Origin of the sequence: Salinicoccus albus DSM 19776 (assembly GCF_000385175.1) — a bacterium.
Taxonomy (GTDB): domain Bacteria; phylum Bacillota; class Bacilli; order Staphylococcales; family Salinicoccaceae; genus Salinicoccus; species Salinicoccus albus.
In genome coordinates this window covers 136,156-149,518 of the sequence record NZ_ARQJ01000033.1, presented here as the reverse complement: position 1 = coordinate 149,518, position 13,363 = coordinate 136,156, and the positions used below count along the sequence as shown (strand labels likewise).

Sequence of the window (13,363 nt, the reverse complement as noted above, 5' to 3'; positions counted from 1 at the left end):
GGTGCTGTTATGACAGACACATACAATGGAATCATCGTCGGCGTCAATACACCGGACAGGAAGGATGCGGATAAGGAGATTGAAGAATTGGTCAGTCTTGCTGAATCCATCGGCATCAGGATTATCGGCACACATGTCCAGAACAGATCATCCATCGATTCGAAATCGTATGTCGGCAGCGGTTTTTTAAATGAAGTATATGATCACCATGTTGATTCATCCATTGATTATACAATTGTCAACGATGAGATTACAGCGAGTCAGAACCGGACGATTGAAGAAATGATGGATACCCGAGTCATTGACCGGACGCAGGTGATTCTGGACATCTTCAGTTTGAGAGCGCAGTCAAAAGCGGGGAAGCTGCAGGTCGAGCTGGCACAGCTTCAATATTTGTTGCCGCGGCTGCGCGGCCAGGGGATCAACCTGTCAAGGCTGGGCGGGGGCATTGGTACCCGGGGCCCCGGTGAAACTAAACTGGAGACAGACCGGCGCCATATTAACTCAAGAATTAAAGAGATAAAGAAACAATTGGAAGTGATCGAGTCCCACCGTGAGCGGTATCGGGAACGTCGCAACCGTAACCAGGTGGTTAAGCTGTCCCTCATTGGCTATACCAATGCCGGTAAATCTTCACTGTTCAATGCGATGGCACAAAGTGATACACACGAAGCAGATTCTTTGTTTGCCACGCTTGATCCCAAGACAAGGAAACTCGTCCTGCCTGCCGGATTTGAGTGTGTGGTCTCGGATACGGTCGGATTCATCCAAAATTTGCCGACGACCCTCGTGGAAAGTTTTAAATCTACGCTGGAAGAAGCGGCGGACAGTGATTTTCTGATCCATGTCATCGATAATGGTTCAGATAACATGCAGGTGCATTATGATACGGTGAGGCAGCTGGTCAGACAGCTGGGTATGGAGGATATACCGTCGATTGTATTTTTCAATAAGTCGGACATTGATGACCAGCGGCATTACACGCCCTCAGAGCCCCACCAGTATGTGCATAAGGACATGCCGGGCGATGTGCTGAACGGGTATCTGGAACAATTTATGAAAGAATACATGGGCGGGTATAACGTGACAGTAAGTCTGAATGAACCTCAGAAGCTTTACGATCTTAAGCGGTATACCATCGTCGAATCCCAGGCGCTGGATGACATTCAGCAGTATTATCATATTAAAGGATATGAACCGGAAGGGTCATGGAGCAAAAGGATTACAGAAAGAAATGAGGAGTAAACGTGCATCACGTGACTAAAAGCATAGAGGAACTTATCGAAACCTCTCTTGCAGAAATTGAACCGATTATGAAGGAGAATAAAAAAATCAGCCGCGCGAATTTCCATAAGGTGATGACAGCCTTTCATGATGCGGGTGTAACGGAAAGTGACTTCACCGGAACGACCGGTTATGGATATGATGATACCGGCCGGGACAAACTGGAAGAGATCTATTCTCAGGTCTTCAGAAGTGAAGATGCTATTGTAAGGAGCCAGATCATTTCGGGGACGCATGCCATCAGTCTCGTGCTGATGGCGCTGCTTGAGAGGGATGATGAACTGATCTATATCAGCGGGGAACCTTATGACACACTTGAAAAGGTCATTGGCAATTCGGAGGAAGATGTCGGCAGCCTTAAGGAAAAAGGTGTCGGCTATGAAGTGGTCGACCTTGTGGATGACAAGTTTGATATTGAAGGTATCCTGGATAAGATCAGCCATAGAACGAAAATAGTCGCGATCCAAAGATCCAGAGGTTACAGCATGCGCAAGTCGCTTACCATCGATGCAATGGAAACAGTGATAGAAACGATCAAAAAAAGGTATCCGGATACAATCATTTTCGTCGATAATTGCTATGGAGAATTTGTGGAGACGAGGGAGCCTGTTGAAGCTGGCGCTGACATTATCGCGGGCAGTCTCATTAAAAATCCGGGCGGCGGCATTGCCAAGATGGGCGGTTACATCGCCGGGAACCACGATCTGATCAAAAGGATCAGTTACCGGTTGACGGTGCCGGGGATTGGCAAGGAAATGGGCGCCAGTCTGAATGTGTTAGCGGATATGTATCAGGGATTCTTCACCGCGCCGCATACAGTCATTGAAAGCCTGAACGGTGCCGTGTTCACGAGCCATCTGCTGTTAAGCGCAGGACTGAAGACAGACCCGGCACCGGCAGACATCAGGACAGACCTGATACAGAGTGTCTCATTCAATACCGAAGCAGAGATGATCACCTTTACCCAGATGATACAGAAAGCATCTCCTGTAAACTCTAAATTTCTGCCCGTGCCGGATGATATACCTGGGTATGATGCGCCGGTCATCATGGCAGCTGGGACATTCGTCCAGGGGGCATCTCTGGAATTGAGTGCCGACGGCCCCCTCAGAAGCCCCTATACTGTGTTCGTGCAGGGGGGGCTTGTATTCGAGCATGTCGTTTATGCGCTGGGTGAAGCTTTAAAAGAAATGAAGGAAAAAGAGATGATCCACATATAGCAGATTTTTAATGAATATCATCTCAAAAGCGCGGAAATAAACAACTTCATCGTATTCGGCCTCCACTTATGCTATAATTCATAAAAATCAGAATATTAAAAGGAGGACTATATTTGGCACGTTACGTGGAAATCAGTTACCCGATTCATGAAGCGATGCCTGTACACCCGGCCCTCCCCAAAGTTGTTCTGGAGCCGAGAGAGCGACTGGACAAAGGGGATGACTGGAATGGCTCGTTACTCAGTATCTATTTGCATGCCGGCACACATGTGGATGCCCCGTGGCATCATCTGAACGACGGTATGGGCATTGACCAGATCCCCATTGAAGATTTCATCTATAAGAATCCGGTCATGCTGGATGTACCGCTCGCACCGAATGAATTCGTGTCCGTCGATGTACTCAAAGCTGACGCGGCGCTTCAAAATGCGGATCTGATCATCTTTAACACGGGGCACTGGCGATACAGGGACTCGGATATAGAGAAGTACTCTGGAGATTTTCCGGCAGTCTCCCCTGAGGCGGCTGAATACTTGAGAACGGAGATGCCGAATGTCAAAGCTGTAGCCATCGATACCCTCAGTATTGAAAATTTGAATGATGCCAAAGATAATGGCTATTTTGTTCATCATGCATTTTTAGACCATCATAAATATGAAGAACCGCCCATGCTGATTTATGAGGACATCAATCCGGAGCCGTTAATCGGAAAAACGTTAAAATCAGCGTTTACAACGCCGCTGAGAATCACCGGTCACGATGCATCTGTGGTGAATATTGTTGTGGAAACGGTAGTTTAGATAAAAGGACAAAGCAACCATCGCTTTTATCTTTCGTATTCATATGCCTGCAGCAAAGAAACACATACATCCAGAACCGGTGTATGAATATCTCCCTTGTTGTCATGGAAGTACTTTTGGATAAATTCAAATTCTGTCGTTTTATGATATCCCATGTCATAAAACATGCTTGTGCCCATTTCCCGATGATAACTTTCGTAGATCGACAGGGCGGTATCAGCGAATGACGGGTCGATGATCTGCCTGCTGCTGTTGATAACCGCAATACCTTCTTCGAGCAGCTGATGGGTGACGTCAGTGACGCTTTTGATTTCAAAAATTTTTGCGGTATTTTTGGACAGTCCAGTGAGGGTGTTGATACCCAGATTGATCAGGAGCTTTTCATATCTCAGCTTTTCAAAGTCATTCGACTTCGAGATTTCCAGCTGTGACTGTCCCAAATCATCAATCAGCTGATCCAGATATCTGTAATTCCGGCTGTCTATGATCAACTTTGAATCCTGGAAATGCTCTATCCTGTCCTCCAGCTTCTGTCCGCTGATGTAGACGACGGCAGGTATGCTGTTTTCAAACCATTCATCAAATCCCATGCCGTTCTGACACAGAATAATTTCCGTGTCCGCATGCACCAGTTTTATAATCACGTTTGATAATTCTTTAAGTGCGGTTGCTTTTGTCGATATGAATACCACGTCGAAACTGTCTGTCGGAGATGTATTAATATTTTCTACCACGTATGGATAATAAGTGTCCGTGTGATTCTCTGATATCGTTAAGCCGTGCCTTTCCCTTCTGCCGAACAGAACAACTTCATGTCCTGTTTTTTTTAATTCCCTGGCGAGGATACTGCCTACGGCGCCGATTCCTATTACTGCTGCTTTCATTTGATTCCCTCCTGTTTAAAAGGCATAATATCCATATCAATCATATGTTAAAATAATTATAATATACATCACATGAAAGGGATAGCCGGATGAAAACTACAAATGAACTGGTTCAGATGAAACGGGATAAGGAAAAAATAACGATGGTTACCGCCTATGATTACCCGAGTGCCAAGCAGAGTGAGCAGGCGGGACTGGATACCCTCCTGGTGGGTGATTCATTGGGCATGACGGTTTTAGGATATGACAGCACTGTCAAGGTTACCCTGGATGATATGATCCATCATGCGAAAGCGGTCAGAAGAGGTGCGCCCGATACTTATGTTGTCGTGGACATGCCATTTGGAAGTTATCACACCGGCGATGACGCGGGTGTGCGTAACGTCCTTGATCTGTACCGGTCAACCGGTGCCAATGCCGTTAAACTCGAGGGGATTGAGTGTCTGGAGATTATCAGGAGATCTGTCAGTGCCGGCGTGCCGGTATGCGCACATCTGGGACTGACGCCCCAGTCTGTCGGGGTGACCGGGTTCAAGATGCAGGCAGCTACCACAGAAGGTGCAGAACAATTGATTGAAGATGCAAAAAGGGCGGAAGCGGCAGGGGCGACCATGATCGTCCTTGAAGCGATACCGGCCGACCTTGCAGAAAAAGTCTCTGACATGCTGGATATACCGACGATTGGCATTGGTGCCGGTGTAAACACCGACGGCCAGGTGCTCGTGTATCATGATCTCCTGCAGTATGGCAGTGACAGGCAGCCGAAATTTGTTAAAACTTATAGTGATTTTAACACCGCAGGTGTATCCGGTCTGAAAAGCTATGCCGCCGAAGTTAAAGAAAGTGTGTTTCCAGATGAAACGACAACTTATAAAAAGAGGGTATTTGATCAATGATGGAAACTGTTTACACTATTAAAGATGCAAGGGAAGTTTTAAGCAGCTGCAGGGACAAGAAAATAGCGCTTGTCCCAACAATGGGGGCGTTGCATGAAGGGCACACGGCATTGATGGCGGAAGCGGCAAAATACGGGGATATCGTAGCTGCAAGCATTTTTGTAAACCCGCTTCAATTCGGTCCTGATGAGGACCTTGATGATTATCCAAGAAATCTTGAACGGGATTTGAAGATATGTGAGGAGAATGGGGTGGATGTCGTGTTCGCACCTTCTGAAGCCGAGATGTATCCTGAGCACCCTGAAGTGATACTCAGTTTAAAAAGCATGTCTTTGGTACTTGACGGCGTGAAAAGGCCGGGGCATTTTGAAGGCGTCATCACGGTGGTGAATAAACTATTCAATATCATCCGTCCGGATTTTGCGATGTTTGGTGAAAAGGACCGCCAGCAGCTGATGATTATCAAGCGGATGGCCGAAGATTTCAACCATGACCTGGAAGTCATCGGTGTACCGACGGAAAGGGAAGAAAGCGGTCTCGCGAAAAGCAGTCGCAATGTGAATTTAAGTGAAGTTGAAAAAACAGAAGCCCCTGCAATTTTCCAGGCACTCGAAATCGGCAGGGATTTGATCCATGCAGGAGAGCAAAGCGCAGCGTCTGTCAAAGAACGGATTGAAATGCATATAATAGATCATACTTCAGGGAAAATTGATGACCTTCAAATTTTTACCGCCCGGAATCTGGATGCTGTTCAAACGATTGACACAGATGTTATAATATTCATTGCTGTTAAGTATGAGCGTGCGCGATTAATAGATAATATGATGGTGATTATAAATGATTAGAACTATGATGAACGGTAAAATTCATCGTGCTGTTGTAACAGAAGCGAATTTAAACTATGTGGGCAGTGTCACAATAGATCCAGTGCTTCTGGAGGCTTCGGATATCCTGCCGGGTGAGAAAGTCCAGATTGTAAACAATAATAACGGTGAAAGAATTGAAACATATGTCATTGAAGGACAACGCGGTTCGGGAGAAGTCTGCCTGAATGGCGCTGCTGCCCGAACGGTGCAGATTGGTGATGCTGTGATTATCATCAGCTATGTCCAGCTGGAAGCAGCAGAAATTTCAGCGCATGAGCCGAACGTAGTGATCGTGGATGATACAAATAATATAATAAATGATGATTACAAAGAAAAGAGACAGACAGAATATATTGCGCATTAAGTAATTAGACGAGCGTTTAGTTACTTTTTATACAGGGGGACGGAAGGATGTTGAGAAGAGCGTTTACCATAGTTTTTCTATATATACTCGCTATGTTTGCCGCACCGATGATACAGTCATATGATTTTGAAAACGGCTGGAATGCACAGTATGCTCAAAACTGGCTGCAAACACATGTCTATCCCAACTATGACCGCAGCATGATCCAGCAGGTGAACAGCACTCAGACACAGGATGTTGAAATCACCATGGATGAAGCGGCAGATAGTGAAGATGAGGAAGTGATTGACAGTGAGTATGTCGGTGACTTCGTCGTAAATGACGCACCCGGACTGTTTCATCTGACGCTGGTGGATGAAGGCAGAGTAGCCGGCGCTTATACGAATAGTGACGATGTATCCATCAATGACATCAATATAGAAAATCTCGACCGTGAAAAGGTCAGGGAAGTTTATGGTGAACCTCAGGATTTCATCATCAAAGGATGGAAACGGCTGCGCGTGGACAGTGAACATTTTGAAGTGTTTGATCTGCAGGAAAATTACGTATACTTTTTCTATGATACCCATAAGAATGACAAAGTGAACGGCATGCTGCTCCTGGATAAGGAACAGGTCACAAACATTGATACACTGTATAACAATCCTGAGGCAGCAGACAGCTCCAGGCTGAATCATCTGATGGTGAATGCATCAAGAATTGAATATGGCTTAAAACCGCTGGCACATGATGAAAATGCAAGTGCTGCCGCACGCGGTCACAGCCGGGATATGGCACAGAATAATTACTTTGATCATAATTCTCCGGATGGAGAAACGCTGAAGGACAGGATAGAGGAAACGGATGTAACATACAGGATGGCAGGGGAAAACATTGCCATGGGGCATACTTCTCCAATATTCTCCCACCACAGTCTGATGAATTCACCGGACCACAGGGTCAATCTGCTTCATGAGAGTTTTACTCATCTTGGTACCGGCACCGCTTTTGGCGACGATGATACGCCGTACTACACAGAGAATTTCATAAAAAAATAGAAAATGATTATAATAGGGTAATATTTAACTTTTTCGTTGTTTAAGTATAATAGAGAAGGGAAGTATTGTTGAGGAAGTAAGATTAATAATCTTATTTTCAATATCGGATTCCATCCTAATAGATGTTCAAATGAGGGGATGCAATTGATCACTAAAACACAGGAAAAAGAAAAACCGGATTCGAAAGATATACTTGAGCAAGTAAGAATCATACTTGGCAGATAAGACACAACCGGACATAGCGCAGATGGATGGAGACCGATATTAGAGATAAAAGGACGTATGCGAATTCGCATACGTCCTTTACACGTGGATTAAAATTCTCTGAACAGGCCGACGACTTTGCCGAGCACTGTCACACTGTCCAAATAGATGGGATCCATCGCCGGGTTCTCGGGCTGAAGACGGTAGTAGCCGCTTTCCTTATAAAATCTTTTGACTGTCGCTTCATCATCTTCTGTCATCGCCACGATAATATCCCCATTATGTGCAATATTCTGTTTTCTGACAATGACGCGGTCGCCGTCGTGTATCCCTGTATCTATCATGCTGTCCCCGGCAACGTTCAGCAGAAAGATCTCGCTGTTATGGTTTGCAGTAAAATGCTCCGGGAGCGGAAAATATTCATCTACGTTTTCCACAGCAGTGATCGGCAGCCCGGCTGTGACTTTACCAAGTACAGGCACCTGGATGACTGGAGAGTACTCGCTGTTTTCTTCCATTACAACTTCTATGGCACGGGGTTTTGTCGGATCACGTTTTATGAAGCCTTTATCCTGAAGCTTTGAGAGATGGCCATGGACGGTTGAACTGGACTGCAGACCGACTGCATTGCCAATTTCCCGCACACTTGGCGGGTACCCTTTTTCCTGAACGGTTCTCTTGATGAATTGGAAAATTTGTTTCTGTCTGTCTGTGAGCTCTTTCATACTATACCTCCAGCAATTTTATTAACTTAATTCTACCATATGGCGCCGAACGTTACAAACGTTTGTTCGTTGAAGTGTTGACATAGAACAAGTGTTCCGTTAATATTAATGATACAAACTTACGTTCGTGGAGGTAATGGTTATGTCATTAAAGGAGTTTAAGATGCTGTCCGCTGTCTTCGTATTTGTGCTTGTGTCCGGTCTTTTTTTCATGTTGCAGTCCCACAGCAAAGAGAACATCCATTCCGAAATCATATATATAGACGAGTTTCAGATTATTGATACAGGTGATGAACAGAAAGATATTATGGAAACGGGTGTTCCGCCGGAACGGTATGCCGGTGGTTCGTCCAGGGGGGATAGGTGAATTGTCAGGATTGATAAATTCGCTGAAGGGCTGTTTGAAAAGTATGGGAATGGTCTCATGCTTTTTTTTGTGTTAAATTATAAGTGAATGGACAGGAGGGTTCATCATGCTGGATAAAAGAAAACTGGATCGGATTAATACCCTGGCTGCCAGGAAGAAATCAGGCAGTATCGGCTCCGGAGAATTGCAGGAGTTGAAGGGGCTGCGTGAAGAGTACCTCGAAAATTTCCGCTCTTCATTCAGAAACCAGGTGGAACACACAAAAGTAGTTGACCCCCGAGGTAATGATGTGACACCTGAAAAGTTAAAACGGATCCAAAAGCAAAAAAATATAAAGAAATAAAGGAGAATTGCCATGACGTTCGATAAGACAGATCAGCTCGCTATTAATACGATCAGGACACTTTCAATTGACGCAGTGGAAAAAGCACAATCCGGGCATCCGGGGCTGCCCATGGGGGCGGCGCCAATGGCCTACACACTTTGGAGCCGTCATCTGAATTTCAATCCGAATTCTGTTGACTGGTTCGACCGCGACCGCTTTGTATTGAGTGCCGGTCACGGTTCAATGCTTGTATACAGTCTGCTTCACCTTACCGGTGCACTCGAGATGGAAGAATTGAAAGAATTCAGACAGTATGGTTCCAAAACACCTGGCCATCCGGAGTTTAAGCATACAGACGGTGTGGAAATCACGACCGGTCCGCTCGGACAGGGGCTTGCAATGAGTGTCGGCATGGCTATGGCAGAAAAACATTTGGCTGCGAAATACAATCGTGACCAATTCAATGTGGTGGACCATTACACTTATGTCATCGCCAGCGACGGCGACATGATGGAAGGTGTTTCCCATGAAGCGGCATCTTTGGCAGGTCATTCCGGTCTGGATAAACTGATCGTTATGTATGATTCAAATGACATTTCTCTTGACGGTGATTTGGATAAAGCATTTTCCGAGAGAATACAGAATCGTTTTGAAGGCTATAACTGGCACTATATCAGAGTCGATGACGGTAATGATACAGAAGCAATCGATCAGGCGATTACCGAAGCGAAATCTTCTGATAAACCTGTTTTAATTGAGGTTAAAACAATTATCGGCTATGGTGCGCCCAACAAGCAGGGTAAAAGTGCCGCCCATGGTGCCGCGCTTGGCCCTGAGGAAAGGCAAGCAGCATTTGAGTATTACGGTTTTGATCCGGAGGAGACATTTGTCGTCGACGACTCTGTATATGATCGTTTCAGTGAAACACTGAAGACACGCAGCAACGGCAAAGAAGCTGAATGGCTTCAAAATCTCGAAGATTACAAAGCGGCACACCCGGAGCTTCATAAGGAACTGACTGAAGCGATTGAAGGTATTCTGCCCGAAGGATATGACAAAGATATGCCGTTCTACGAAGCGGGAGAATCGAAAGCGACAAGGGCAACCTCCAGCGATATGATCCAAGCGCTGTCAAAAAGTGTACCGGCTTTATTCGGCGGAGCTGCTGATCTTGCAAGCAGTAACAAGACAAATGTCAAAGATGAGCCGGACTTTTCCAAGGAAACACCGGCAGGTCGAAACATCTGGTTCGGTGTGCGTGAATTCGGCATGGCAGCGTCATTAAACGGTATGGCAGCCCATGGCGGGATCCGTTCGTATGGTGGTACATTCCTGATCTTCAGTGACTATATGAAACCGGCGGTCCGCCTGAGCGCATTGATGAAGCTTCCGGTCACTTTTGTTTTCACCCATGATTCTGTTGCAGTGGGCGAAGATGGACCGACACATGAACCGGTCGAACAGCTTGCCGGTCTGCGTGCGATTCCCAACCTGAATGCAATCCGTCCTGCAGATGGCAATGAAACACGTGCAGCATGGAAAGTTGCAATGGAAGCAACTGAATCCCCGACGGCACTGGTATTGACCCGTCAGAATGTCAAAACGATAGATGTACCTTACGACAAAGTGGAAGCAGGTGTCCAAAAAGGTGGATATATCGCTTTTGATGAGGGGGACGACGCTATCCTGTTCGCTACCGGCAGTGAAGTGCCGCTTGCAGTAGATGCAGCAGAACAGCTGAAGACTCAGGGAGTAAAAGTCAAAGTTGCCTCTATTCCGAATATGCAGCAGTTTTTAAAACAGGATGAGGCCTATATCGAAAGTGTCCTGAATCCACAGATTGAAAACAGGACTGCAATTGAAATGGCTGCCAGTCTGGGATGGCACAAGTTCATCGGCATGCACGGCAAACTGCATACCATCGACACGTATGGGGCAAGTGCGCCCGGAGATCTTGTGGTTGAGAAATACGGCTTTACTGTTGAAAGGGTACTGCAAACTGTTCTGGAGAAATAACTTATTGAAAAACACCTGTTTTTGATGTAAACTTTATAATGGTCTACGAAGAAAGAGGTGAGCAGTTTGGCTACTTGGATTTGGTTGATAATTGTTGCGGTTGCACTCATCGGTGGCGCGGCGCTTGGATTCTTCATGGCAAGGAAGTATATGATGGACTACCTTGAGAAGAACCCGCCTATTAATGAAGATATGCTCAGGATGATGATGACCCAGATGGGTCAAAAACCTTCCCAGAAGAAGATTAATCAGATGATGACAATGATGAACCGCAACATGGATTCAAAAGAAACTAAAGATCGCGTAAAGAATACGAAAAAATAATAAATGAACGCTCTGTAAACGTGAGGCAGAGCGTTCATTTTTTTGTATAAATGGATTGAGTATGTACTATACTCAGTCATCACAAAGTAATCTTATTTCATGTAAGCAGGAAAAGTATGAAAGTTAATTTCCTAAAATTATTAATATTGGTATTTTTCAAAATATTTATTGTGGAAGCATTTCCCTTCGTATATAATTAAGTTATATCTTATAAGGAGGTAAAAAAATGAACAAGAAGAAATTTTTTCTATTCTTTGTTCTGGTACTCACATTAGCGCTCGCTGCATGTACTGACGATTCTTCGGTAGATGAAGAAGTTGATGAGAGTACCGGAGGGGGAGAGGAGTCGTCTGATGCCGATGCTTCAGGGGAATCCGGCGGTACGGGTGACTTGACGGTCGGTCTGATGGAGGACGTGGTTACAGTGGATCCGCATGGTTCCAATGACTCTGCATCTGCACAGGTCAGGCGGAATGTTTATGAAACACTGGTGTTCCAGGGGGTTGATATGGCGCTCGAACCAGGCCTTGCCACAGAATGGGAGGCGACTGAAGATGATGTCTGGAACTTTCAGCTCAGAGAGGGAACGACATTTCACAGCGGTGCTGAATTTACCGGCGAAGATGTGAAAGCAACACTCGACCGTGTTCGGGATGAAGCAATCGCTTCTGAGGTAGCGTTTCTCTTTGAAATGATTTCGGAAGTGGAAGTGGTTGGGGACTACGAAGTGAATTTACATACAGAATACCCATTCGCTCCGCTGCCGAGCCATCTGGCGCATAATACCGGCGGCATCATCAGCAAAGACTTGATTGATCAGGACTATCAGGCGGCACTGGATGAAGCCGGTGTAGATATGACCGCGGATGAATACTATGACCTCCGTGCAGAAGGCGGTTCTGAATATGAAGACATGGTCGAACAGATTTCAGAATACACCGGTTCGGTCATCGGTACTGAATCCGACGGTACCAATCACCTTCAGCTGGAGTCCCGTTCTGCCGGTGAAGAAGTTGTACTGAGTAGATTTGATGATTTCCAGGGCGGAGAACGTAATTTTGAAAATGTCACCTTCCGGGTGATTCCTGAAAATGGTGCACGGATGGCTGAACTGGAGACCGGCGGGATCCAGATTGCTGATGAAGTTGACTCATCAAGCGCCCCGCGTGTGGCAGAAGGTCAGGATACTGAGTTATTCGAACAGGAATCTGTAAGAATGAACTATCTCGGCTTTAATTTAGAGAAAGAACCATTCGATGATGAGAGAGTCAGACAGGCGATATCCCATGCAATTGACAGGGATGCAATTGTTGAGGGTGTTTATGATAACATGGGTATTTCTGCCCAGAGTCCTCTGGCTCCGGATGTGTGGGGATATGATGAAGACCTGGAAAGTGTTTCCGTGGACATGGAACGCGCACAGGAACTGCTTGCTGAAACGGAGGTTGCTGATGGATTCGATACGACCATCTGGGTGAATGATGATCAGCAGATCATAGATACGGCCGTATATATACAGGAACAGCTGGCAGATCTCAATATCAATGTAGAGATTGAACAGTATGAGTGGGGGACATTCCTGGACAGGACAGCAAACGGCGATCATGATATGTTCATCCTGGGCTGGACGACGGTAACCGCGGATGCGGATTACGGGCTGTATGCACTGTTCCATTCAGACAGTCACGGCGCAACCGGCAACCGTTCTTTCTATACAAATGAAGAAGTGGATGCTTTGCTTGATGAGGGACGTACTGAAGCGGATGAAGATACAAGATTTGAAGCTTACTCAGAAGCCCAGCAGCTGTTGATTGATGATGCGCCTGCTGCATACTTGTACCATACAAACTTCACTATCGGTGTGAATTCCTCCCAAATCAGCGGGGCAGAAGTGGATCCGGTAGGAAACATCAGACTTGAAAATGTTTCATTCAATGAATAAATAATGTGCATTAGATCCCGGAACTGTTAAGTTCCGGGAATTTTATTTACCTCTTAATTCAAGAAATACATATACGGAATAAAAGTTCCTTTTAAATCGATCTTTGTTT

The 13,363-nt window shown here is 45.7% G+C and carries 14 protein-coding genes; 12 read left to right on the top strand and 2 right to left on the bottom strand.

Annotated elements, in window-relative coordinates:
• Positions 1 to 9 precede the first annotated feature (9 nt).
• The 3 genes from hflX (at position 10) to G343_RS0113070 (ending at position 3,304) form a co-directional block, all read left to right on the top strand.
• Entirely contained in the window at positions 10 to 1,245 is a 1,236-nt protein-coding gene (hflX, locus tag G343_RS0113080) for a GTPase HflX (RefSeq protein WP_020008609.1), read from the top strand.
• 2 nt (positions 1,246 to 1,247) lie between these two features.
• Positions 1,248 to 2,504 (top strand): methionine gamma-lyase family protein, encoded by a 1,257-nt coding sequence (locus tag G343_RS0113075; protein ID WP_020008608.1) that lies wholly within the window; start codon positions 1,248 to 1,250, stop codon positions 2,502 to 2,504.
• Between the two features lie 113 nt (positions 2,505 to 2,617).
• Complete coding sequence (locus G343_RS0113070; RefSeq protein ID WP_020008607.1) at positions 2,618 to 3,304, top strand: cyclase family protein; 687 nt, start codon at positions 2,618 to 2,620, stop codon at positions 3,302 to 3,304.
• A 26-nt stretch (positions 3,305 to 3,330) separates the two neighbouring features.
• Here the strand turns inward: G343_RS0113070 and G343_RS0113065 are convergent, their stop codons facing one another.
• A complete protein-coding gene (locus G343_RS0113065; RefSeq protein WP_020008606.1) occupies positions 3,331 to 4,188 on the bottom strand; it encodes a 2-dehydropantoate 2-reductase N-terminal domain-containing protein in 858 nt (285 codons plus the stop codon).
• Between the two features lie 89 nt (positions 4,189 to 4,277).
• On the opposite strand from G343_RS0113065, the gene panB reads away from it, so the two are divergent.
• The 4 genes from panB to G343_RS0113045 are packed head-to-tail and all read left to right on the top strand — an operon-like array spanning position 4,278 to position 7,351.
• Positions 4,278 to 5,084 carry a 3-methyl-2-oxobutanoate hydroxymethyltransferase gene (gene panB / locus G343_RS0113060; RefSeq protein WP_020008605.1) on the top strand — a complete coding sequence of 269 codons (807 nt, stop codon included), beginning with the start codon at positions 4,278 to 4,280 and terminating at the stop codon, positions 5,082 to 5,084.
• Positions 5,081 to 5,929, top strand: coding sequence for a pantoate--beta-alanine ligase (gene panC / locus G343_RS0113055; RefSeq protein WP_020008604.1), 849 nt, complete (start codon positions 5,081 to 5,083; stop codon positions 5,927 to 5,929). Before panB ends, panC begins: the two co-directional genes overlap by 4 nt.
• Positions 5,922 to 6,314 (top strand): aspartate 1-decarboxylase, encoded by a 393-nt coding sequence (gene panD, locus G343_RS0113050; protein WP_020008603.1) that lies wholly within the window; start codon positions 5,922 to 5,924, stop codon positions 6,312 to 6,314. Before panC ends, panD begins: the two co-directional genes overlap by 8 nt.
• Before the next feature lie 47 nt (positions 6,315 to 6,361).
• Positions 6,362 to 7,351, top strand: coding sequence for a CAP domain-containing protein (locus tag G343_RS0113045; protein ID WP_020008602.1), 990 nt, complete (start codon positions 6,362 to 6,364; stop codon positions 7,349 to 7,351).
• Positions 7,352 to 7,665: 314 nt separating this feature from the next.
• Here the strand turns inward: G343_RS0113045 and lexA are convergent, their stop codons facing one another.
• Complete coding sequence (lexA, locus tag G343_RS0113035; protein ID WP_020008601.1) at positions 7,666 to 8,280, bottom strand: transcriptional repressor LexA; 615 nt, start codon at positions 8,278 to 8,280, stop codon at positions 7,666 to 7,668.
• A gap of 142 nt (positions 8,281 to 8,422) precedes the next feature.
• Between lexA and G343_RS0113030 the strand changes: the two genes are divergently transcribed.
• From G343_RS0113030 to G343_RS0113010, 5 genes are all read left to right on the top strand, one after another.
• Positions 8,423 to 8,647 (top strand): hypothetical protein, encoded by a 225-nt coding sequence (locus G343_RS0113030; RefSeq protein ID WP_020008600.1) that lies wholly within the window; start codon positions 8,423 to 8,425, stop codon positions 8,645 to 8,647.
• Between the two features lie 103 nt (positions 8,648 to 8,750).
• Positions 8,751 to 8,990 carry a DUF896 domain-containing protein gene (locus G343_RS0113025; RefSeq protein WP_425413882.1) on the top strand — a complete coding sequence of 80 codons (240 nt, stop codon included), beginning with the start codon at positions 8,751 to 8,753 and terminating at the stop codon, positions 8,988 to 8,990.
• A 12-nt stretch (positions 8,991 to 9,002) separates the two neighbouring features.
• Entirely contained in the window at positions 9,003 to 10,988 is a 1,986-nt protein-coding gene (gene tkt, locus G343_RS0113020) for a transketolase (RefSeq protein ID WP_020008598.1), read from the top strand.
• 66 nt (positions 10,989 to 11,054) lie between these two features.
• The gene (locus G343_RS0113015; RefSeq protein WP_020008597.1) at positions 11,055 to 11,312 is read left to right on the top strand and encodes a YneF family protein; all 258 of its coding nucleotides are present in this window, start codon (positions 11,055 to 11,057) and stop codon (positions 11,310 to 11,312) included.
• Positions 11,313 to 11,538: 226 nt separating this feature from the next.
• Positions 11,539 to 13,254: a glutathione ABC transporter substrate-binding protein gene (locus G343_RS0113010; RefSeq protein ID WP_020008596.1), complete on the top strand. Its 1,716-nt coding sequence runs from the start codon at positions 11,539 to 11,541 to the stop codon at positions 13,252 to 13,254.
• Positions 13,255 to 13,363: the final 109 nt, after the last annotated feature.